Below are 22844 nucleotides of genomic sequence, written 5' to 3' on the forward strand. Positions count from 1 at the left end.
ATCTGTCAGTGAGGTAGGGGGTGTTTTATGATCTGGATTATGGTTTTGTAGCAAGCTAAACCTCACTGTCTTTATCCATACTCTAATTAGAGTGTATGACAGTTTTGTTGCGTATGCTTGTTCTAATTGGTTTTTTTTACATTTTTTGGTTATAAAAAAACCGCTGTTTATGGCAGCGGTTTTTTTTATAGCCAATCGTATCATTCGTCCAAGAAGCTTCTTAGGTGCTCTGAACGGCTAGGGTGACGCAGTTTACGTAATGCTTTTGCTTCGATTTGACGAATACGTTCACGAGTAACGTCAAATTGCTTACCGACCTCTTCAAGGGTGTGGTCAGTGTTCATGTCAATTCCGAAGCGCATACGTAGAACTTTGGCTTCGCGGGCAGTTAAGCCAGCAAGTACCATTGTTGTGGATTCACGCAAGCCCTCGATAGTCGCTATATCAATAGGAGATTCAGCGCCATCGTCTTCAATGAAATCGCCTAGGTGAGAATCTTCATCATCACCAATTGGTGTTTCCATTGAGATTGGTTCTTTAGCAATCTTCAGTACTTTGCGAATTTTGTCTTCTGGCATATCCATGCGAGCAGCCAATTCTTCTGGCGTTGCTTCGCGTCCCATTTCCTGAAGCATCTGACGAGAGATACGATTAAGTTTATTAATCGTTTCAATCATATGCACAGGAATTCGGATGGTACGAGCCTGATCGGCAATCGAGCGAGTGATTGCCTGACGAATCCACCATGTAGCGTAAGTTGAGAACTTATAACCACGACGGTATTCAAATTTATCAACCGCTTTCATTAGGCCAATGTTACCTTCCTGGATCAAATCCAAGAATTGTAGGCCGCGGTTAGTGTATTTCTTCGCTATAGAGATAACCAAGCGTAAGTTGGCTTCAACCATTTCTTTTTTCGCACGACGAGCACGAGTCTCGCCAATAGAAATGCGACGGTTAATTTCTTTTAGCTCGGCAATAGTTAACCCTGTTTCTTTAGTCACTGCGCGAAGTTTGCGTTGGCTGCGCATAAACTCAGCTTCGTTTTCTTCTAGAGTGGCAGCGTAATCTGCACCCGTTGCAATTTGTTCTTTAAGCCAATCTGGATTGGTTTCATTGCTTGGGAAGCGTTTCAAGAATTCTGTTCTTGGCATACCTGCTTTACGGACACACACTTGCATGATTAAGCGTTCTTGGTCGCGTACTTTTTCCATACGCGAACGAACACGATCAATTAAATCATCAAACAGCTTAGGTACAAGCTTGATAGGAGCAAAGCTGATGCTTAATTCTTCTTGCTTGCTCTTTACCGCTGGATCTTGTCTATTGCTATTTTCTAGCAAGACTTTTAGCTCTTCGTAAATGCGTGAAATATCATTGAAGCGCAGTGCTGTTTCTTCAGGATCAGGACCGTTATCGGTTTCTTCTTCGCTGTCTTCGGAATCGTCATCATCGTCATCAGTGTCAACCGAATCCTCTTCGACCGCAGGTTCTTCCGTTACGACTTCCTCGAAAACAGGCTCTTCACCATCACCGTCAATAAAGCCGCTGAATATATCGCTTAGACGGCCTTCTTCTTCCTGTACTTTTGTGTAAGCATCTAGTAGTACGTCTACCGCACCAGGGAAGTAAGAGATAGCCGCCATGACTTCGCGGGTACCTTCTTCGATACGCTTTGCAATGGCTATTTCGCCTGCGCGTGTCAATAGCTCAACGGTGCCCATTTCACGCATATACATACGCACTGGGTCGGTTGTTCTGGTGATATCACCTTCTACTGCCGCTAACGCTGCCGCAGCTTCTTCAGCTGCTGCTTCGTCTGTAGCGTCACCTTCTTCCATAAGAAGGTTATCTTTATCGGGAGCAACTTCAGAAACCGTAATGCCCATGTCGTTGATCATGGCAATAATTTCTTCTACTTGCTCCGGGTCTGAAAGGTCATCAGGTAGGTGGTCGTTAACTTCTGAGAAAGTTAGGTAACCTTGTTCTTTACCCTTGGAGATCAGCTCTTTGAGACGTGACTGTTGAGTGTCTGGCATTCGACAACCTATCGTTAGAAATTCATTTGGGAGTTTAGCAAGCCGCGGATTATAACAAAATCAATCACTTTTATCCACCAAATCCTTCTTTTTTTGAATGAAAAGTAAGCAACCTTTAAGATTTTTTTTGCCTAATCAGATCCATCAAATTTCGCAGTTCTTGCTGACTGTTAATATCCTTTATGGATTCATTCCCCCTATTTTTCAACCGTGCAATGCTGCTATTTAATCCAAGATTTTTTTCCAGTGCAAGGATCATATCAAGCACTTCTTGCTTTGCGTTGGTTATTTTTTGCTTTGTAGTGGCGTCTTTGTGGTTTAATAGTGCGTAAATAGAAGAAATAGTGAATGAATCTGTCATTTCACCCAAAAGATTTCCGGTGTTTTTTGTTGGATGTTTAGTGAAAAAACGCCAAATTTTACAAAAAACTTGTAACTCTTCGTTTGCTTGGTTGATTAAGGGGTCTGGTACATCAATTTCTTTGGCAATGTGCGGGTGCAACAAAAGGCACAGAGTAGCTTGTTTAATTTGACTTAAACTAGGTGCTGCTGGCGGTAATGCGGGCTCATCATTATAAAACTTACCTTTGGAAAAAGGCTTTTTACTAAATGGTTTTTTGAACGAGCCTTTAGGATTTGATTGAGCTGGTGGCGTGGGGTGATCCATGTGGCGGTAGTCATCATACCCACTATGAGGTGGCTCATAGTCGTAATGGCTTAAATCAGGGAGATCTTCATTGTAGCTTTGAGTTGGCGGCGTATGACTCTGTTGCGTAGTCTCATGAGCTTCTGGTGCGGCGGTATACTGGCGTCGAGCTTTAAAAACAGTATTGCTCAATGTTTCGCTGTCGATGCCAGATTGATCACTTAATTGGCGAATCAATACTGAGCGAAAGGTTAGCTCTTTCGGGATATCTCTAATCATTTCCATGGCGTTGCGGGCAAATTGTGCTTCGCCTTCTTCGTCGCCAAGGGTTACCTGATTTCGGGCGTGATCAAATAGAACATGAGAAAGAGAGGATGCGTCTTCTAGGCGGTGGTTGAAGGCTTCTTTGCCCTCCTTTCTGACAAGCGAATCGGGATCTTCACCTTCAGGTAAGAATAAAAATCGTACTTGTTTTTCATCTTGCATCACTGGAAGGGAGGCTTCTAAACCGCGAATCGCTGCGGCACGACCCGCTTTATCGCCGTCAAAGCAAAGTACAACTTTGCTGACCAGTTTAAACAGTTTGCGTATGTGTTGGCTGTTGACAGATGTGCCTAGTGTGGCGACCGCATTGGTAATGCCGTGTTGGGCTAGAACGATGACATCCATATAGCCTTCGACCACAATAATTTGGTCTAGTACAGGTGTGTTTTGCTTTGCTTCAAACAAACCGTAAAGTTCTTGGCTTTTTTGAAAAACGGGTGTTTCTGGAGAGTTTAGGTATTTGGGTTTTTCGTCGCCAAATGCGCGTCCACCAAAAGCGATCACTCGACCTCGTGAGTCGCGTATAGGGAAAATGATGCGGTCCCGAAATCGATCATAGTAATGGCCAGGCTGATCCTTTTTCTCGATTAGCATGCCGCCCAAAAATAGTTGTTCTTGGCTTTCAGCGCGGGTGCCGACCTTTTTAAAGAGGTTGTCCCATCCCGGTGGTGCGTACCCTAATCCAAATACTTTGGCGATTTGGCCTGAGAGTCCTCGGTCTTTTGATAAATAGTCGGTGGCCTTTTTCTTGTCAGGGTGCTGAGTTAATTGTTGCTGATAAAACTGTGAGCTTTCAGAAAGGCGTTTAAGTAGCTCTGCGTTTTGCTCATATCTATCTGGTGCGCCTTGTTCTCTCGGAACTTCCATACCAGCGTCTTTGGCGAGGGTTTCTATCGCATCGACAAAGTCCACATGATCGTGTTCCATCACAAATGAAATGGCGTTACCGCCGGCGCCACAGCCAAAGCAGTAATAAAATTGCTTGTTGGGGTTTAAGCTAAAAGAAGGGCTTTTTTCATTATGAAAGGGGCAGAGGGCACTGTAATTTTGCCCAGTTTTTTTTAAGCTAATACGAGACGCAACCACGTCGGTTAAGTCGGTTCGAGCGAGTAGCTCATCTATAAACTGATCAGGAATGCGTCCCGCCATTATATTAGCCTAGTTGTGCTTTTACTTGTTTGCTGATCTGCGCCATGTCGGCACGGCCTTGTACTTGAGGTTTTACGATGGCCATAACCGCGCCCATTTGTTGCATGGAGCTGGCACCCGTTTCTGCGATTGCAGCTTTAACAATCTCACCGACTTCTTCATCAGTCAATGGCGTTGGTAAAAATTCGCTAATGATTTCCATCTCTTCTTTTTCGACTACAGCTAGATCTTCGCGACCACCGTCAATGAACTGTTGGTAGGAGTCTTTGCGCTGCTTGTTCATTTTATCTAATACGGCCAATACGCGCGCATCATCTAGCTCAATGCGTTCATCGACTTCAATTTTTTTACATTCAGCTAGGATGGTACGAATTACGGTTACACGCTGTTTTTCTTTGGCGCGCATCGCTGTTTTTAGGGTGTCTGAGATGTGTTTTTTTAATTCTGACATGGGATCCTCTTTAAATTCATGGTGCTTTAATTTATTGAGACGGTTGCTCGCGGTGTCATGCAAGGGTCTCTTTGGAAACAAAAAAAACGGCTAGTTGCATAACTAGCCGTTTTTTATAAGCCTAAATGTTAGAAACGTCTAGGCAAACCTTTGTTCTTTAGCAAATTGCCAAACGGCAGATTGGCCTAGTACAAACGTTGGAATTTCTTCTGCTCGCGAGAAACTTTCTTAGCGTGACGTTTAACAGCAGCGGCTGCAGCACGTTTGCGAAGAGTAGTTGGTTTTTCGTAGCATTCACGACGACGAACTTCAGCCAAAACACCTGCTTTTTCACAAGAGCGTTTGAAGCGACGTAGAGCGATATCAAATGGTTCGTTATCTTTTACTTTTACAGCTGGCATGTTATTACCTTCAATAATATTTTTTTAAAGTTTAAGTATTCACAAAAACGGCGTGAATCATACCCGTATTTATTGGGCTTTCAAAGCGCGCTTTTGTTGAACAGAGTGTGATCCGCTATGGATCGATTTTTCTAGGCTAAAAAAGCCCAACCCTGAACAGACTATTGTCGCGTCTGTAACTGTATTCATTCTTTAAGAGGGTGTTTGGATCGCCATTGCGCTTACATCAGAAGCTATGTGCCAAACTAGAAAAATCACCTGCCTTTTAATTTAAACATTTAAAACGCGCGCATTATAATGCTTTTACTTTGACATGTCTAATTTCATTTGGATAGTTTGCTAAGGAAGTCTCTCTTTGCTCTGCAATGGTCGAGATAGATAGGGTACAATGCGCTCAAATTATTGATGAGATTCTTTTGATGAAAGTATTGGGATTAGAAACCTCTTGTGACGAGACAGGTATTGCGATTTACGATACTGAAAATGGCTTATTGGCCCACAAGATTTATTCTCAAATAGCGCAGCATGCTGAGTATGGTGGTGTGGTGCCTGAATTAGCATCTCGTGATCATGTTCGTAAGACCTTGCCTCTTATTGATGAGGTGTTGCAAGAAGCGGGCATGAAAAAGTCAGAATTGGATGCGATAGCTTATACCAGTGGCCCTGGTTTAGTAGGTGCATTGATGGCTGGTGCAACGATTGGCCGTTCTCTGGCGTATGCTTTAGAGATTCCTGCTTTGGGTGTTCACCATATGGAAGGGCATCTTTTGGCTCCTATGTTAGAAGAGAACCAACCTGCAATGCCTTTTATTGCTCTGTTAGTCTCTGGTGGTCATACACAGTTGGTTCGAGTGGATGGTATTGGTGAATATCGCCTCTTAGGTCAATCGCTTGATGATGCCGCTGGAGAAGCATTTGATAAAGCAGCCAAAATGATTGGTTTGCCTTACCCTGGTGGGCCACAAATTGCAGCCTTAGCAAAACAAGGTAATCCTAAGTCTGGATTGAAATTTCCTCGCCCTATGACGGACCGCCCCGGTTTGGATTTCAGTTTTAGTGGCTTAAAAACCGCGTTTTTGACAGCGGTTCATGATGCGTTAGATAACGACCGTTGTGATGAGCAGTTTAAAGCGGATGCTGCTTTGGCATTTGAAACAGCGGTAGTGGATACCTTGGTGATTAAGTGTCGCCGGGCGCTGGAAGCAGAAGGGCTGAAGCAACTAATTATTGCCGGTGGCGTGAGTGCGAACCAGCGTTTGCGAGAGCAGCTTGAAAGTCAGCTTAAAAAGATCAGGGCGAATGTGTTTTATGCACGGCCCGAGTTTTGTACGGATAATGGTGCCATGATTGCCTATGCTGGTGCTCAGCGCTTGGTGAACGGCCAATCTTCTGAGTTAAGTTTGTCGATACGTGCTCGCTGGCCTCTGTCCGAATTGCCACCTTTAAAGGGATGAGAATATGCAAGATTTAGTGTTTATTGAAGGCCTTAAAGCTCAGGCTGTCATAGGTGTTTATGATTGGGAAAAAAAGATTCAACAAGATTTGGTGTTTGATTTGGAAATGGAGCATGACAATCGTGTTCCTGCCGAAACGGACGATTTGGCTAAGACGTTAGATTACGAGGCCATTTCTAATTACATTTTAACTTTCTGTGCAGAGCGTCAATTTGAATTGATTGAAACCTTGGCAGAGCATTTGGTAGGTGAACTGATCGGGCAGTTCAAGTTAAATGCTGTCACGTTAACTTTGCGTAAGCCTGGTGCCGTCCCAGCAGCACAGGCCGTTGGTGTGAAGGTTCACCGGAAGTCCGCTGTAACTTATTAGTTAGTTGTTAAGTTTTAGCTGATAAATGGTGATAGGGTTTTATCGAGCGCATCAGCACGTATTTTTTTAAGTGCTTGTCCAAGCTCGGCACCAACTAGGCCTTGCTTAATTAGACCCGCTGCATTAATTGCAGCAATAGTGTTGCGTAGCAATTGCCAGTCTTCTAGCTTGCTATTGGTTAATAGGCTCAGAACCTCAATCAGTAAGACAAATGGTTGAGGTTTTTTTATTGCGTTAACCGAAATTAACCAGTTTTCCCATGCGACAGAGTCCATAGGTATACGTTGATTTTCTAAAAAAGAACGAGTTTGCTCTGCGAGTACCTTAAACTGGTTAGGGCAGCGAATATGCTGATGCAGTTGAGCTAACTCTGCCAAAGGTGTGTCTTTGCAAAGAATGGCCCAGCGCTGAGCGGGAGTAAGCTCTATTTTGCTTAATATATCGACAAGAGATTGACTGTCTTCCCAAATGAACTCAGGAAAAAGCTTTTCAAGTGCGTTTGCTTCTTTTAATACTGAAAAAAAGGCATTAGAGTGCTGAGTATTTAGCGCTTTTTCCAGTTCTTTCCAAATGCGTTCAGCACTTAAAGAGGAAAGCTCCCCAGATGCGCTTATAGCTTGCATTAACCGCATGGTTTCTGGGGCGATAGAAAAGCCAAAGTGATGAAAGCGAGCGGCAAATCGAGCGACTCTTAATACTCTTAGCGGGTCCTCGATGAAGGCATTTGATACATGACGAAATACTCTATCATGTAAGTCTTTTTGCCCATTAAATGGATCTATTAGTGTGCCGTTTTTATCTTGTGCAATGGCGTTGATAGTCAGATCTCGGCGCTCTAAATCTTCTTCTAGGCTGATGTCAGGCGAAAAATCACAGATGAATCCTGTATAGCCTTCACCTTGTTTTTTTTCTTTGCGGGCAAGGGCATACTCTTCTTTATTCTTTGGGTGTAGAAAAACAGGAAACTGTTTGCCAACTTGCTGGAAACCTTGTTGTTCAAGTTGCTCTGGAATGGCACCTGTGACGACCCAATCGTGGTCGGTTACGGATAATTCTAATAAGGCGTCGCGAACGGCGCCACCAACGAGATAAACTTGATAGGGTTGTGGCATTATCGGTTAATTGCCTGATTCACATTGATCTGGAAACATGGCGCTCCATTGACTAAAGCCACCATTCAATGAGTAAACTTCTTTAAATCCCTGAGACGCTAGGTATTCCGCTGCACCTTTACTGCTGTTGCCATGGTAGCAGCACACAATAACGGGTTGTGTTTTGTCCGTATTGTCGATGAAGTCTTGTACGTTGTCATTGCTTAGACTTTTTGCATTTGCGATACGGCTTGTTTGGAAGCTAGCCGTATCACGGATATCTACGATAGCTGCATTGTTTTCAATTATTGGGAGGGCGTCTGAAATATCGATACAAGTGTAAGTCATGATTTCTTCCGGTTGATGGTACAAGGTGTGCTAAAGCGTTGCATATCTTCAAGACGTAAAGCTGTTAAACTTCCGCCCCAGACGCAGCCAGTGTCTAAAGCATGGATATGGCTTTTCTGGGTTTCCCCTTCTATTGCAGCCCAATGCCCAAATACAATATGACAACCTTCAGGTAATTTTGTTGGGTAGTTGAACCATGGGGCATAGCCTTTGGAGGCAGTGTCTACGCCTTCTTTAGATTTTAAGTCGAGCTTGCTATTTTCGTCGCAAAAGCGCATCCGAGTGAGATAGTTGGTAATAGCTCGAAGACGATCTAATCCAGTTAATTTATCGTCCCATAAATCAGGTGTATTACCATACATGGTCGCAAAATATTCATCAACACTGTCTGACTGGAGCTTGTTTTCAACTTCTTTGGCTAATGTAAGTGTTTCTGACAAATCCCAGCAAGGGGGGATACCTGCGTGGGTCATAATAGTGTTGAGTTTTGCGTCGTAATGGCATAAAGGTTGGCTGCGTAGCCAATCTATTAATTCATCTCTATCCCTAGCTGTTAGTATTTCCATTAGTGTGTCGCCACGCTTTAATTTGCCATGACCAAACGAAATGGCAAGCAAATGTAAATCATGATTGCCTAAAACAACAGTGGCGTTATCGCCTAATGATTTAATAAACCGTAGTGTTTCAAGTGATTCGTGTCCACGGTTAATTAAGTCTCCCGCAAACCACAGTTTGTCTTGCTCAGGGGAGTAACCAATTTGTTCTAATAACTGCACTAATGGGGTCAGACAACCTTGCAAGTCCCCAATTACATACGTTGCCATAGGGGCCTCAGTGAATTTGGTTAGGAACAGACAGGGTGAACGGGCGAACTGGGGCACGAAATTCTGTGCCATCATCTGCAAGAAATTGGTAGCTGCCATGCATACTACCAACCACTGTGTCCATCACTGTGCCGCTTGTGTAATGGAAAGATTCCCCAGGCTGTAAATAGGGGTATTCGCCTATGACACCGCTGCCTTTAACCTCTTGAACTTGTTCGTTGCCATTGGTGATGACCCAGTGGCGAGTCTGAAGTTTTGCAGACTCGGTTCCACAGTTAGTAATGGATATATGGTAAGCAAATACATAGCGTGACTCAGCTGGTGTAGATTGGCTTGCTATATATTCTGTTCGAACAGAAACTACGACGTCATATTTTTCCATTCAGCCTTCCTTGTTAAGGACGTAGTTTGTAATTCTAACAAAATCTTCTACATCCAATCGTTCTGGGCGCAGTGTTGGATCGATGTTTACTGCCGCAAAATCATCATTGTCCAGTACCCCTTTATAGTTGTTTCGAAGGGTCTTACGTCGTTGTTGGAAGCCAATTCGAACCATGTCTTCTAGCTTCTTAATATCGTTGACAGGGTGAGGTGGTGTTTTGTAAGGCGTCATTCTAACAATGGCTGAATCGACTTTAGGTGCAGGGTCGAAAGACTCGGGTCCAACAATAAAAAGTGATTCAACAGCGCAGTAATATTGCGCCATGACACTGAGTCGTCCATATAAGCTGTCACCTGGACGTGCGGCCAATCGGTCTACTACTTCTTTTTGTAGCATGAAGTGCATGTCTTCAATAGCGCTAGCTTGGCTTAGTAAATGGAATATTAGAGGCGTTGAAATATTGTAAGGCAAATTACCAACAACTCGAATGGCTTGTTCTTCTGTTCTTAGGGAGGTGAAGTCAAACTTCATCGCATCGGCTTCATGTACCGTAAGGTCAGGGTAGCGGAACAGGTTTACTCTTAGTATAGGAATAAGATCACGGTCAAGCTCAACCACGTCCATGCGCTCAGTGACGCTGATAATTCCTTCCGTTAGGGCCCCTTTACCGGGTCCTATCTCTACGATGCGCTGTCCTTTTTTAGGGCCTATACAGGCGACAATTTTTCGGATGACACCATGATCGTGAAGAAAATTTTGGCCGAATCTTTTTCTGGCTTTATGGGGTTGTGGTTTGCTCATTTAGAAAACTTTTTCGCGTTATTTGCCATGTTAATAGCATGTTGAATGGCCACTTTTAGGCTGCCGTTGCTTGCTTTGCCTGTGCCGGCTAAATCAATCGCCGTGCCGTGGTCTACAGATGTCCGAATAATAGGTAAGCCTAATGTAATATTGACGGCATTACCAAAACCTGAATATTTTAACACAGGTAAGCCTTGATCGTGATACATGGCCAAAGCACAGTCGGCATCATTTAGGTATTTTGGGGTGAAAAGTGTGTCTGCTGGCAAAGGACCAATGAGATTGAGTCCTTCTAGGCGGAGTTTATTGAGTGTTGGGATAATGACGTCGATTTCTTCTCTGCCCAAATGACCGTCTTCGCCAGCATGTGGGTTTAGCCCGCAAACGAGTATCTTGGGTTTTTTGATGCCAAACTTTTCTATTAAATCTTGATTAAGTGCTCTGGTAACAAGGCTAATACTGTCTTTTGTGATCGCAGCTGGTATATCTTTCAGCGGTAAATGAGTGGTAACTAAAGCCACTTTCATCGCTTCGGTTGCTAGCATCATAACAACATGAGGGGACTGGCACTGGGCTTGAAAAAACTCAGTATGTCCAGAGAAGTGTATCCCAGTCTCACATAAAACACCCTTGTGAACAGGTGGCGTGACAATGGCATCGAATTCTTTTCGTATGCAACCTTCACCAGCTTGCTTAAGTGTTTCTAACACATAGGGCGAGTTGTCGACGTCTAATATGCCCGCTGTAGTGGGCTTTGCTTGCTTTATTGGCAGTACGCTAATAAGGCCTTGCCGATGAGGTGGGGTGTCTTTAGGGTTGCTTAAAGTTTGGATTTCCACACAGATCCCAAGTTTTTGGGCTCTGTCTTTAAGCAATTCTGGATCGGCAAGAATCACTAAGCGCGCAGGGAATGCCTGTTCGCTTAGTGCACTAAGGATAATATCCGGACCAATGCCTGCAGGCTCCCCTGACGTGATGGCAATAACAGGCAATGACTCAAGCAGATCGTTAGGCATTAGGTGACCCTTAATCTTTAATATCTATAAAGGCATCGGCGCGTAATTCATCAAGCCAATTGCCTAACACAATATCTTGCTTTTGTGCTGTTAGGGCGCGTTCTGCATTGCTGCGTTTAACTTTATCGCTAATATCTGCTTCACGGCGACCTTCAACTTGAAGGATATGCCAACCGAATTGTGTTCTAAAAGGCTTGCTCACATCTCCGATGGCTGTTTGGTCCATCATCTCTTCGAATTCTGCGACCATAGTGCCTGGTGTGACCCAGCCTAGGTCTCCACCTTGTAAGGTCGAGCCTTGGTCTTCACTGTATTCCTTGGCGAGTTCAGAGAAATCAGCGCCATTTTGTAGCTTGGTGTAAATTTCTTCAGCGACCGTTTTAGTTTGTGCCATGTTTCTGATTTCATTAGCTCTAATAAGAATATGTCGAGTTTTTGTTTGTTGTTGCAATGTCACATCAGGAGAGCGCTTTTCAATTACCCACAAGAGGTGAAAGCCTGCGTTGCTTTGTAACGGGCCAACAAGTCGACCACTTTGTGAGTCAAGGGCTCGTACGAACAGCGGTGGAAGCTGATTTAATGGTCTCCAGCCTAAATCACCGCCTTCAATAGCGAATTGCCCATCTGAGTTTTCAATCGCTTGTTGAATAAAGTCATCCTCAGTTTGAATCTTTTGTGCGATGGCTTCTACTTTGCTTTTCGCTTGCTCAGAGTTGGTCGCTCGAATCAGTAAGTGGCGCAAATGAACTTGGTCTTTTTCTTTAGTAATACTGGTGTCAGAGCTTAAGTAATCGTTGATCTCTTGGTCTGAAATCACAATGCGCTTTTTGATTATTTCTCTTTTGATGTTGTTGATCAGAATCTCTTGCTCAATTTGTTCTCGGTAGCGTGCGTAGTTAATTCCTTTGCTAGCAAGTACATTTTTCAGCCCTTGAAGGTCCTGATTCATGTTTTTGGCAACACCAAGAATGGCATTGTCGACATCGGAGCTGGAGGCTCTCATACCGACTTTGCGTGCATAGTTTACCTGCAGTGCTTCGTCGATCATTTGGTTTTGAATTTGACGATGAATGTTGTCTGTCATAATGCCGCCAGGAACGCGTTCTTTCACGATTTGGAAGCGGCTTTGGATATCACTCTCTAAAATAGGGCTCGAGTCCACAATGGCAGAAATACCATCGATTTTTGTTGGTGCTGCGTGTAGTGATTGCAAGGGTAATAATGCAAACAGAATAAAAGATAAAAAAGACAACTTCATGATTAATATCCAACGTTTCCTTGGTTCCAATAGTTATCAGCAATATTGGCTTCGCTGTTTGCTCGGCCGGCAGTGCTTAAACCACGTAAAATAAATTGTAAAAAGACACCTCTATCAAATACATTGTCATCATTTAGCCAATCTTGATAGCTAAGCGATACTTTGATACAGCAGTTTTCATAGCCTAAACCTACGATTTCCTTAGTTGAGTCTTCTCGGGTGAAATCATAGGTGTATTGAGTGTACATAGACCAGTTTTGGTTAAGTGGAAATATCGTTCCAATACTGGCTTGTTTGGCGTCATCATCTGGGTCTGTGTTATTAATTGAATACAAATAACTTAGATTAATTTTGACGTCATCTACAGGTTCGACCGAAGCAACAAGTTGAGCCAAATTAACGTTTTGGTCATCTAGGTTGTAGTTTAAATTTGCCGTTAGACTATAGCGATTGCCGTAGTAATCTGCAGAGGTTAATAAGTCGCTACGCTTAGAGTCATCAACAGCGGTGTTTTTAATTGTATTGCCATCAATACCAACATAACGATCTTCCAAATAAAAGACTTGCCCTGCCTTAAAGGCCCATTTTTCATTATTGTTTGCATCATATAGACGACTTTCTAGGCCGAAGGTTACCTGCTCTGTATCACCAATGCGATCACTACCGTTAAAGCGAGTGTGGCTGAAGGCTTGAGAGTAAGTCATAGTTGGCTCGCTGGTATCAAAGTTAGGGACCTGATTTTGATACTCAAACGGTGAATATAGGTAACTTAAGCGTGGCTCAAGAGTCTGTCGTCTTACTGTTTCACCGTCCAATATTTGACGCTCAAATAATAATGAAGAATCAATATAGCTAGATAGGTGGCCGACAGTATTTGAGCTCTCGGTGTTGGTTGTATAGTTGTGTAGATTATAATCACGGTACTGAGTTAGTAATCCGGGGCTAATTGACCCCCATTCGTTACTAAAATTCAGTGCCAAGTTTTGGTTAAGTACGACACGCTCGCCATCAAAATTATCTTCAGCGGGATCGTAAAAATCTGTGTACTGAACATCTACTTTGTAGTCCATATAGTACGAAGACATTTGATAAGAGCTGTCTATTCGAGGGCGCCACTCAAAAGGTTGATCATCTGAATTGTCTGGTGTCTGGTAAGTTAGGTAAGTGACTTTATTGAAGAAATTGCCATTATTGAAAGCAAAGTACATGCTTCGTTGATAATGATCTTTTTCACCAATAGTGGTGCTGTTGGCTTCTGGGAATTTATTGTCTGTTGGGTTTGCCTCTAATAAAAAGCCAGCATTGAAGTGGTCGTTAAATTTTTGTTTAGAGGTTAATTTCAATAGTGTCTGCTCGCCTTCATCATTATCAGAGAAAGTAGACTGTTCATATGTCGTTTGTCCGTAAGGACTTAGATGACGAAACTCTAAGTCTATGCCTTCCCCTTTTTTCTGAATGAACTGAGGTGTAATGGTAGCGTCGTAGTTTGGTGCAATATTCCAGTAGAATGGTGCTGAGAAACTTAGACCGTCTGATCCAGAATAGCCAAATTCAGGAAATAGAAGGCCAGTTTGACGGGTGTCATCTAGTGGAAAGCGTAACCATGGAAAGTAAAAGACCGGTATGCCAGCGATGCGTATTTGCACATGCTTTGCCGTTCCGAATCCACTTTTGGTGTCTAACTCAATTGAGCTTCCATAAAGTTTCCAGCTCTCTTGGGTTGGCTCGCAAGTAGTAAAGAAGCCCTCTTCAATGAAGACTACTCCATCTTGGTCGTTCGACAGCGATTTGGCTGCAACACGAGTACCTGACTGGTGGTTAAGCAGGGTCGCATCATTAAATTCGGTTGTTCCATTGCCGTTATTTGAAATGTAAGCGTTGGAGCTGCGTATTAATTGATTGTTGCCACGTAAGGTGACATTGCCATCGGCGCGATAGTAGTCATCTGGGATGCCTTCAATCGTATCGGCCGATAATGTCGAATTGGGTTGGACGATCTCTGCCGCCCCTTTAAGGTGAATTACCCCATTCTTGTCTCGAACAATCAGATCACCACTTAAGTTTGTTGTTTCGCTATTAGTGGCTTGCCAGCTGTTAACGTAGCTTCCCTGACAATATTGATTGAGCTGAGTTTGTTGCTCGGCAGTTAGGGATTCTCTGGGTGTCCAGTCCCATTGATCTACTTGCGCATGCGCAATAGGCAATATGAAAAGACTTTGAAAAAATAAGGTGTAGGTGCGTAAATGCTTAAACATGCAGGGTATACTTGTACCAATAGTTATTGTCCGAAATCGGATACTGCCCATAAGCGGGTCCACGTGTTGAGACAAATGATAATCTAAGCAGGCCTATAGGGGCTACCGATTCTGGAGAAATATCTTTATGTGGAAAATTGTTTGTGCAATTTTGGGTTATATATTAGCAGGCTTTTTAGGTGGGTTGCTTGGTTTTATTGTCGGCGGAGTTATTGATAAATCGCAGGCTGGAGGCACTTTCGGTGCGATTCGTAATGGCGCGAATGTTCGCCTTCAGCAAGAAACTTTTTTTCGAACATTATTTCTTTTGATGGGGCGACTGGCCAAATCAGATGGTCAGGTATCTGAAGCTGAGATTCAGTTGGCGCAGTCTGTGATGCAGCGTTTACGATTATCGCCTGCTGCTCAAGAGCAAGCTAGGCAGCTGTTTAACGAAGGTAAATCGGCTAATTTTGATTTGACCGTTGTTTTAGATACGTTTAAGCAAGTGGTTGGTCCAGGAGACTTGACGCGAACATTGTTAGAAGTGCTGTTAGTCTCTGCTTACGCTGATGGGCATTTTAGTGTCGAAGAAAAATCGTTTGTGTCTCAGGTTTGTGCTCATCTTGGTGTAACGGCTGCGGAATTTGAAGCTTTGCATATTCAGGTTAAGCAACAAGCTCATTTTCGACAAGGTTATCAATCTTCTGCGGATAGTGCAGGGTCAAAAGATTTGCTTAAGGCTGCCTATGAAGCTCTTGGTGTGACCGCAGATATGAGTGATGCTGATATTAAAAAGGCTTATCGTCGTTTAATGAGCAAGAATCATCCAGACAAGTTAAGTGCTAAAGGTCTTCCTGATGAAATGATAGAGTTAGCAAAGGAGCGGACTCAGGAAATTCAATCGGCCTATGAAATGGTCAAAAATGCTCGTAAATAGCAAGTAAGGCGAATCTAATATCAATCAACAGGGCTTTTATAAAAAAGCCCTTTTTTTATGTTGGGAAGTTGCTTTTGCTGCGTTATTTGGGTGGTATTTTGTTTTAGAAAACCACGTACGCGCTGAATGAGTAATTGTTTGCTGTTTTTGCCAGTGACTCTGTCTGGTATTGCGTCTAGTTGAATATAATCAATATCGCCTTCTGTCCTTTGGTTTGCAGCTTGTTTTCGCCAAGTAGCAAACCGCTCACTGCCATTGTTGTTTATGTAATAGTCCAGCGTTGGTTTAGCTATCTGGCGAATTTGCTGGGCGTTAGCGTAATCTGACATTGTGGTAGGCGATTCAATATCGACTAGTACTAACGCTTCGCCTGACTCTGGGTTGTTAGCTAAAAATGCAAGGGCGTAACTAGCACCAGTTTTGTAGCCAAGTAATACAAATTGCTCGATACCATCTGCCCTAGCCATATTCATAGCTGCTTCAATTCTTGCAAAGGTATTGGCTTGGTCTGGTAGCTCTAATGAGTCTTGATTATTTATATTGTCTGTTGAGATGGTCTGTACAGGCGCTGCACGTTTTATGATATCCGGCACTTCTATGGCCAGCGTGCACCAACTATATTCTGGCAGCGCATTGCGCAATGGGGCAATAGCATCTGGCCAGTCAGGGTGTTCATTGTCCGAATGCAGTAAAATGACGCAGCCTTGTGTAGAGGGGGTCAGCGATGGATTGTATAGAGTTAAAAAAGACTCACCATTTGCTTCCAAGGTTTGTATTTGGTGGTCTAACTGTCTTAAAGCCAAAGAGCTTTTTAAATGCTCTATTCGCGATGCTTGTGGTTTAGGAAGGATGTATTCTTGGTCTGCCGCTTGTGGGGATGCGGGTTCAGGATTAGCATTATCGCCTGAAGCTTGTGGCTCTTCCGCCAATAGGGCAGGCGTGTTCAAGGAAAGAAGTGCAATGATAACGTAGAGTATGGCATTAATTTTCTTCATTGTTTTTCAATACTTCTTATAAAGGCCTTGTTAAAATGCGGTCTACATTTTCATTATGAGACCTTTATTGTGTCACTGCTGGAGTCAGATATGAATGATTTTATCATCGCCCCTTCTATCCTTTCTGCCGATTTCGCTCGATTAGGCGAAGAGGTCGACAATGTATTGAAGGCCGGAGCCGATATCATACACTTTGATGTGATGGATAATCATTATGTTCCTAATTTAACGATTGGTCCTATGGTCTGTAAAGCTCTGAGAAAACATGGTGTGACCGCAGAAATTGATGTGCATTTGATGGTGAAGCCTGTTGATCGAATGATCGGTGATTTTATTGAAGCTGGTGCTTCTATCATTACTTTTCATCCAGAAGCCAGTGAGCACATTGATCGCTCATTGCAGATGATTAAAGATGGTGGCTGCAAAGCCGGTCTAGTTTTTAATCCAGCAACCCCTCTACATTATTTAAAGCATGTGTTAGATAAGGTCGATATGGTTTTATTAATGTCAGTTAACCCAGGGTTTGGGGGGCAGTCTTTTATTCCAGGTACGTTGGATAAGCTGCGTGAAGCTCGTGCTTTGATCGACGCCAGTGGCTACGACATTCGTCTTGAAGTAGATGGTGGCGTTAGTGAGAAGAATATTGCAGAGATAGCCCGAGCCGGTGCGGACACTTTTGTTGCGGGCTCGGCTATTTTTGGCAAAGAGGATTACAAGGATGTTATTGATACCATGCGCAAAGAATTAGCGAGTGTACGTTAATGAAAACACCTAGCTATTTTTCAAAATGGTTTGAAGGTTGGCCTGAGCTGGTTTGTCTAGATCTTGATGGAACCTTGGTTGATAGCGTTCCTGATATTGCTGGCGCGGTAGATGCTTTTTTGGCTGAGTTTGGAGCTCCGCTTGCAGGTGAAGAGCGAGTTCGAGGTTGGGTTGGCTTTGGTTCGGTCAAATTGATTGAGCAGGCTCTTGAGTGGGCACAAGTTGATCCTGCTAAGCGGGAAGAGGCGTATCGTATTTTTCTAACGCACTATCATGCCCATTTGATAGATGGGACGAAGCTGTATCCAAACGTTAAAGCCTTGCTAAAGGCTCTTAAACATAATGGTGTGCCAGTGGCTTTAATTACTAATAAGCCCAGTGCTTTTGTGAAGCCTATGTTGGATCATTTCGAACTCAATGAGCAATTTGGTTGGCTGTTGGGGGGCGACACCTTAGAAGAGAAAAAGCCATCCGCTATGCCTTTACTGCATTGCAGTGAGTCTATTGAGGCTTTGCCTGAAAACTGCCTAATGATCGGGGATTCCATTACAGATTTTAAGGCCGCAAATAATGCTGGCTTTAAGTGCGCCTTGGTGACCTATGGTTATCATCAAGGTGTTGATCTTGCTGGATTAGGAGCTGATGCGATCATTGATGATTTAGCCGAGTTGTTGGTCTGATTTAATCTTTGGTGAGAAAAATAAAGGGGCCACACTGTTTTAAGTTTGGCCCTTTTTTTTGTGCTTAAGTTTGTATCTTGATGGATTATTTTGAGTTCTGCTTGTTCGCAGACTGTTTTGTTGATTCTTGTTCTCTCTGTGACTGCTTTGCTGAATTTTGCTCAGGTGAGTTTGTTTGCTCTGACAACAGTGTCATTTGACTATCATTCGCCATATGAACCGTATGGGTCGGAAACGCAACTTCAGCGTCATGTGATTCAATAATCTGCATGGCTTTGAAAAGTACATCCTGTTTAACGTCATGAAAAGTTCGCCAATCTACGGTTTTTGTGTAAGCGTAAATGAAGAAGTCTAGAGATGATGGGCCGAATTGGTTGAAATTCACCATATAGATTTCGTTGGTGTCTAGATCTTCATGGTTGGAAATCATCTCTTTTATCTCAGATAGGATAGTTGAAAGAAGGCTAAAATCACAATAGCGGACACCGATCGTCTCGTTAATACGTCGATGAGACATACGAGATGGGTTTTCGACTGAAATTAACGAAAAAGTCGAATTAGGAACATATAAAGGGCGTTTATCAAAGGTGCGAATACGGGTTTGGCGCCAGCCTATGTGCTCTACGGTTCCTTCAATGTTTTTGTCAGGGGAGCGAACCCAGTCGCCAATAGCAAAGGGGCGATCTAAGTAAACCATTAACCCGCCAAAGAAGTTGGCCAGTAAATCTTTTGCGGCAAAGCCTACGGCAATACCACCAACACCGCCAAATGCTAATACCCCAGAAATGCTGTAACCCAGAGTCTGTAGCGCTACTAACACGGCAGTAATAATGATGGTTGCGCGTAAGAGCTTGCTGATTGCGCTAGCGGTTGTGTAATCAACCTTGTTAGCGATTTTATTCGAGCTTGTTAAGGTGCGCTCGCTTTCGGAGATGCAGCGTAAAATGAACCAAGTTAGTAGGGCAATAATGCCGACTTCACGGGTCGCCTTAATGAAAGATATGAAGTTAGGGTCTAGCTCTTTACCAGATATCTCTGCCGCGACACTTAACCCTGCTAACCATATGAATACACCGATTGGCTTTTGTGCTGCGTGAATTAAAACGTTGTCCCAAGGTGTTTTGGTCTTTTCTAGCTCTTTATCTATGCGCATTAAAATGCGAGTGGCAATAAAGTTGATGGTGAGAGTGATTAGTACCACTAAAAAGACTCGAACGATCCAGTGCATCTTAGTATCACCAAGACCTAAATATACTTGCATTGTTTCCCAGTTCATTTTTATTACTCTATATCTTTTATGTTCGTGAATGGCTTGGATTAAATGTTAGGCCTGTTGCGTTAAATAAGTAATAAGGTTCCTAGCCCTAAGAAGGCAACAAACCCCGCGATGTCTGTTACTGTAGTTAAAATAACGGAGCCAGAAAGAGCGGGATCAATACGTAGTTTGTCCAGTAGTACTGGGATTAAAACGCCTGATAAGGCAGCCATGATTATATTGACGATAATGGCTAAGCCGATCACCATGCCAAGCATTGGGCTTTCGAACCACCATAAGGTGACTACGCCAATGACAATGGCCCACAATATACCGTTTAGACTGCCGACTTTTAACTCTTTGGATAATAGTGACTTTAAATTGCTGCGAGTAATCTGTCCAAGTGCTAAGCCTCGGACAATTAGCGTGAGAGTCTGGCTACCAGCGATACCGCCCATAGAGGCAACAACAGGCATTAATACCGCCAGTGCAACAACTTGTTGCAGGGTGGCTTCAAACAGCCCGATAAAAGCCGAAGCTAGGAATGCGGTTAGCAAATTGATGCCAAGCCAGATTCCACGGGTTGCGGCGCTGCGTTTTACTGGTGCAAATAGGTCAGATTCTTCGTTCAGACCTGCGGTCGACATCTGCTGTGCTTCATGCTCTAAACGCCAAGTTTCCATGGCGAGCCCTGCGTGAAAGCGACCTAATAAAATTTGGTTGTCATCCACAACGGGTAGAGCAGAAAGTGATGAGCGTTCAAGTTGCTCCGAGGCTTTTGTAAGTTCGGTGCTAGCGTTGATGAATGAGCATTCTTCATCAATTAGACTAGAGATAGCTTCATGGCCTTGAGCTTTAAATAGTTGGTCGAATTTTACGCAACCAACCCAGCGCCCTGTTCTATTCACCAGATAAATCATGTCTGTGTAATTTGGTGTGCTTTTTTTTAGGAGCCTCATTACTTCAGAAGTCCGAATGGACTGAGATGCAATCAATAACTCGTGATCGATCCAACGACCAACAACGTCATCATCGTAAACGATACCTTGTTGGTAATATTCACGTTGCTTGGTGTCCATTTGCTTCAGCGCAATGTCTACGAGTCGATCTGGTAGAGAATCGGTTATTTCAAGTAAATCTTCCGCATCAACATCTGTGAACAGTGTTTCTATCTCTGAATCATCAAGCTCCTTGAGCAATAGTTGACGAGATTCGCCACGCATCTCAACTAGGATGTCCAGTCGATTGGCTTGTTTGATGTTTGCCCATGCTTGTCGTCGTTGCACAAGTGGTATGGATTCAAGTGCTAGCGCTACATCGTCTGGCGTTAGCTCTGAAATAGCCTTGTTAACGGACTCGGGAGAGTGTTCGTCATGAATGAGGGTTTCTATGAGGGCGGCGACTTGGCTATGCACAGAGCATCCTTAAAACACTGAAAAATGATATTTACAATAACATGCTTTTTAGTGTCTGACATAGCTGAGCGTAGATCAAGCAAGACTTTGTTTTTACAAGATTTTATTGAAAACCTTTCATATTTTTGAATAACTTTGTCAAATTGTGATGATTAATTCCTCGGCTGGGGTGCTGTTTGGGTGACTTTGAGAGTACGCTCTGGCGAGACAGGATCTTTCTGACAGTGTAGAATTTAGCGCACTTAAAATGCAGGTTCGTGTTACTTGTAAATGTGTTTTGTTTTTTGTGCCAGTTTCTGCGGATTATGGCATTGGTATAGGTCAGCATTATTTTATAGGCGCGTCCCTTCTTTATGTTATTGATGATCGATAATTATGATTCTTTTACTTACAACCTTGTGCAGTATTTTCGTGAGTTGGGTGCGGATGTGCGAGTGTTTCGTAATGACGAAATTAGTGTTGAGGAAATTGAGCGCCTTGCGCCTTCTCATTTGGTGATCTCTCCGGGCCCTTGTACGCCAAATGAAGCGGGGGTTTCTATGCCTGCAATAGCGGCATTTGCAGGAAAAATTCCTATATTGGGCATTTGCTTAGGCCATCAAAGTATTGGTCAGGTCTTTGGTGGGGAGGTGATTCGTGCTAAAAATGTCATGCATGGCAAAACATCCTTGATTTACCATCAAAATACCTCGGTATTTTCTGGATTGCCAAACCCTCAAACCGCAACACGTTATCATTCTTTAGTGGTGTCTGCTGACTCTTTGCCGGACTGCCTTGAAGTGACGGCGTGGAGTCAAAATGCGGCTGGTGAACGAGATGAAATTATGGGGATTCGACACAAAACGCTTGCCGTTGAAGGGGTGCAGTTTCATCCTGAGTCGATTCTGACAGAGTCAGGTCATGCTTTGTTGGCCAATTTCTTAACGCGATAGTTTTAACAAGATAGGAGAGGCTGGTGGATATTCAAAGAGCAATTGCTGCAGTTGTTGAGCGCCATGATTTGAGCGGCGACGAGATGCGAATAGTGATGAATGACATCATGACGGGAAAGGCCACTCCAGCACAAATAGGCGGTTTTTTAATTGGCCTTAGAATGAAAGGTGAGACTGTCGAAGAGATTACGGCAGCAGCGCAGGTGATGCGAGAATTATCCAGCAAGGTAAACTTGAACCTTGAGCATGTTGTTGACACTTGTGGTACGGGTGGCGACGGTGGGAATTTGTTTAATGTGTCTACCGCGTCTGCTTTTGTTGTTGCTGCGGCTGGCGGTAAAGTGGCAAAGCATGGTGGCCGCTCTGTTTCTTCTAAGTCTGGTAGTGCTGATGTGCTTGAGCAGGCTGGTATTTACCTTGGACTCAATGCGGAGCAAGTTTGCCGTTGTGTTGAAGAAATTGGTTTGGGCTTTATGTTTGCCCCTAATCATCACTCTGCGATGAAGTACGCAGTGGGGCCTCGAAAAGAGATGGCGGCACGTACTATTTTTAATTTGCTTGGCCCTCTAACAAATCCTGCAAATGCAAAGTGCCAGGTAATGGGAGTGTTTCACCAAAAATGGGTTCGTCCTATTGCTGAGGTGTTAAAGGCTTTGGGTAGTGAGCATGTTATGGTTGTGCATTCAGAAGATGGTTTGGATGAGATTAGTATTGCTGCCCCAACCTATGTAGCAGAGCTAAAAAATGGGGAAATTCTAGAATATAAGATCTCTCCTGAAGATTTTGGTATCCCTTTACAATCAATTGATTCGATTCAGGCTGTAGATGCGACGGAAAGCCTAGCTTTAGTGAAAATGGCATTGGATGGCAAAGGGAAAATTAATCCCGCTAGAGATATTGTGGCTCTTAATGCTGGTGCGGCAATTTATGTCTCTGGTATTGCAGACACGTTAGCTGAAGGTGTGAATATTGCGGAAGATGTGATTGGTGGTGGTACGGCCAAAGTTAAAATGTCTGAGCTTGCTAGTTTCACGCGTTGTTTTATGAGTTCTGACTCACTGTAGAAAATAGGAGCAG

22 protein-coding genes are annotated in these 22844 nt (G+C 43.5%); 7 read left to right on the forward strand and 15 right to left on the reverse strand.

What is annotated here, in order from left to right; all coding sequences use genetic code 11:
* Positions 1-200: 200 nt before the first annotated feature.
* The 4 genes from rpoD to rpsU all read right to left on the reverse strand — a co-directional run bounded on the left by rpoD (position 201) and on the right by rpsU (position 5010).
* Positions 201-2039: an RNA polymerase sigma factor RpoD gene (gene rpoD / locus JSY38_RS13495; protein ID WP_114410972.1), complete on the reverse strand. Its 1839-nt coding sequence runs from the start codon at positions 2037-2039 to the stop codon at positions 201-203.
* 115 nt (positions 2040-2154) lie between these two features.
* Positions 2155-4158, reverse strand: a complete 2004-nt coding sequence (gene dnaG / locus JSY38_RS13500; protein WP_205113608.1) for a DNA primase — start codon at positions 4156-4158, stop codon at positions 2155-2157.
* A gap of 4 nt (positions 4159-4162) precedes the next feature.
* Positions 4163-4609 (reverse strand): GatB/YqeY domain-containing protein, encoded by a 447-nt coding sequence (locus JSY38_RS13505; RefSeq protein ID WP_114410974.1) that lies wholly within the window; start codon positions 4607-4609, stop codon positions 4163-4165.
* Between the two features lie 185 nt (positions 4610-4794).
* Positions 4795-5010, reverse strand: a complete 216-nt coding sequence (gene rpsU, locus JSY38_RS13510; protein WP_009835737.1) for a 30S ribosomal protein S21 — start codon at positions 5008-5010, stop codon at positions 4795-4797.
* Positions 5011-5429: 419 nt separating this feature from the next.
* On the opposite strand from rpsU, the gene tsaD reads away from it, so the two are divergent.
* Together tsaD and folB are read left to right on the forward strand one after the other, a co-directional pair.
* On the forward strand, positions 5430-6464 hold the full coding sequence (gene tsaD / locus JSY38_RS13515) for a tRNA (adenosine(37)-N6)-threonylcarbamoyltransferase complex transferase subunit TsaD (protein WP_205113609.1): 1035 nt from the start codon (positions 5430-5432) through the stop codon (positions 6462-6464).
* A 4-nt stretch (positions 6465-6468) separates the two neighbouring features.
* Positions 6469-6834, forward strand: coding sequence for a dihydroneopterin aldolase (gene folB / locus JSY38_RS13520; protein WP_205113610.1), 366 nt, complete (start codon positions 6469-6471; stop codon positions 6832-6834).
* Between the two features lie 14 nt (positions 6835-6848).
* Here folB and JSY38_RS13525 read toward each other — a convergent pair whose 3' ends face one another.
* The 8 genes from JSY38_RS13525 to JSY38_RS13560 are packed head-to-tail and all read right to left on the reverse strand — an operon-like array spanning position 6849 to position 14809.
* Positions 6849-7946, reverse strand: coding sequence for a tRNA nucleotidyltransferase/poly(A) polymerase-related protein (locus JSY38_RS13525; protein ID WP_205113611.1), 1098 nt, complete (start codon positions 7944-7946; stop codon positions 6849-6851).
* Positions 7947-7952: 6 nt separating this feature from the next.
* The gene (gene glpE / locus JSY38_RS13530) at positions 7953-8273 is read right to left on the reverse strand and encodes a thiosulfate sulfurtransferase GlpE (RefSeq protein ID WP_114410977.1); all 321 of its coding nucleotides are present in this window, start codon (positions 8271-8273) and stop codon (positions 7953-7955) included.
* Complete coding sequence (locus tag JSY38_RS13535) at positions 8270-9097, reverse strand: symmetrical bis(5'-nucleosyl)-tetraphosphatase (protein ID WP_114410978.1); 828 nt, start codon at positions 9095-9097, stop codon at positions 8270-8272. Before JSY38_RS13535 ends, glpE begins: the two co-directional genes overlap by 4 nt.
* A gap of 7 nt (positions 9098-9104) precedes the next feature.
* Positions 9105-9479 carry a Co2+/Mg2+ efflux protein ApaG gene (apaG, locus tag JSY38_RS13540; protein ID WP_114410979.1) on the reverse strand — a complete coding sequence of 125 codons (375 nt, stop codon included), beginning with the start codon at positions 9477-9479 and terminating at the stop codon, positions 9105-9107.
* Complete coding sequence (gene rsmA / locus JSY38_RS13545; protein WP_114410980.1) at positions 9480-10280, reverse strand: 16S rRNA (adenine(1518)-N(6)/adenine(1519)-N(6))-dimethyltransferase RsmA; 801 nt, start codon at positions 10278-10280, stop codon at positions 9480-9482.
* Positions 10277-11296: a 4-hydroxythreonine-4-phosphate dehydrogenase PdxA gene (pdxA, locus tag JSY38_RS13550; RefSeq protein WP_205113612.1), complete on the reverse strand. Its 1020-nt coding sequence runs from the start codon at positions 11294-11296 to the stop codon at positions 10277-10279. Before pdxA ends, rsmA begins: the two co-directional genes overlap by 4 nt.
* A gap of 10 nt (positions 11297-11306) precedes the next feature.
* On the reverse strand, positions 11307-12554 hold the full coding sequence (locus tag JSY38_RS13555; protein WP_205113613.1) for a peptidylprolyl isomerase: 1248 nt from the start codon (positions 12552-12554) through the stop codon (positions 11307-11309).
* A gap of 2 nt (positions 12555-12556) precedes the next feature.
* Entirely contained in the window at positions 12557-14809 is a 2253-nt protein-coding gene (locus JSY38_RS13560; RefSeq protein WP_205113614.1) for an LPS-assembly protein LptD, read from the reverse strand.
* A gap of 127 nt (positions 14810-14936) precedes the next feature.
* Here JSY38_RS13560 and djlA point away from each other — a divergent pair, with 127 nt between their 5' ends.
* Positions 14937-15728: a co-chaperone DjlA gene (gene djlA / locus JSY38_RS13565; RefSeq protein WP_114410984.1), complete on the forward strand. Its 792-nt coding sequence runs from the start codon at positions 14937-14939 to the stop codon at positions 15726-15728.
* 20 nt (positions 15729-15748) lie between these two features.
* Here djlA and JSY38_RS13570 read toward each other — a convergent pair whose 3' ends face one another.
* Complete coding sequence (locus JSY38_RS13570; protein WP_205113615.1) at positions 15749-16723, reverse strand: DUF3530 family protein; 975 nt, start codon at positions 16721-16723, stop codon at positions 15749-15751.
* A 90-nt stretch (positions 16724-16813) separates the two neighbouring features.
* Between JSY38_RS13570 and rpe the strand changes: the two genes are divergently transcribed.
* Together rpe and JSY38_RS13580 are read left to right on the forward strand one after the other, a co-directional pair.
* Complete coding sequence (gene rpe / locus JSY38_RS13575) at positions 16814-17485, forward strand: ribulose-phosphate 3-epimerase (RefSeq protein WP_205113616.1); 672 nt, start codon at positions 16814-16816, stop codon at positions 17483-17485.
* Entirely contained in the window at positions 17485-18165 is a 681-nt protein-coding gene (locus tag JSY38_RS13580) for a phosphoglycolate phosphatase (protein WP_205113617.1), read from the forward strand. The genes rpe and JSY38_RS13580 overlap by 1 nt, the downstream gene beginning before the upstream one ends.
* 85 nt (positions 18166-18250) lie before the next feature.
* On the opposite strand, the gene JSY38_RS13585 is transcribed toward JSY38_RS13580, so the two are convergent.
* A complete protein-coding gene (locus JSY38_RS13585) occupies positions 18251-19441 on the reverse strand; it encodes a mechanosensitive ion channel family protein (protein ID WP_205113618.1) in 1191 nt (396 codons plus the stop codon).
* Positions 19442-19503: 62 nt separating this feature from the next.
* Positions 19504-20835 carry a magnesium transporter gene (locus JSY38_RS13590; protein WP_205113619.1) on the reverse strand — a complete coding sequence of 444 codons (1332 nt, stop codon included), beginning with the start codon at positions 20833-20835 and terminating at the stop codon, positions 19504-19506.
* A gap of 353 nt (positions 20836-21188) precedes the next feature.
* Here JSY38_RS13590 and JSY38_RS13595 point away from each other — a divergent pair, with 353 nt between their 5' ends.
* Entirely contained in the window at positions 21189-21767 is a 579-nt protein-coding gene (locus JSY38_RS13595; RefSeq protein WP_114410988.1) for an anthranilate synthase component II, read from the forward strand.
* 23 nt (positions 21768-21790) lie between these two features.
* Positions 21791-22831, forward strand: a complete 1041-nt coding sequence (gene trpD, locus JSY38_RS13600) for an anthranilate phosphoribosyltransferase (RefSeq protein WP_114410989.1) — start codon at positions 21791-21793, stop codon at positions 22829-22831.
* Positions 22832-22844: the final 13 nt, after the last annotated feature.

This window comes from Marinomonas foliarum (assembly GCF_016906065.1).
GTDB classification, from domain to species: Bacteria; Pseudomonadota; Gammaproteobacteria; order Pseudomonadales; family Marinomonadaceae; genus Marinomonas; species Marinomonas foliarum.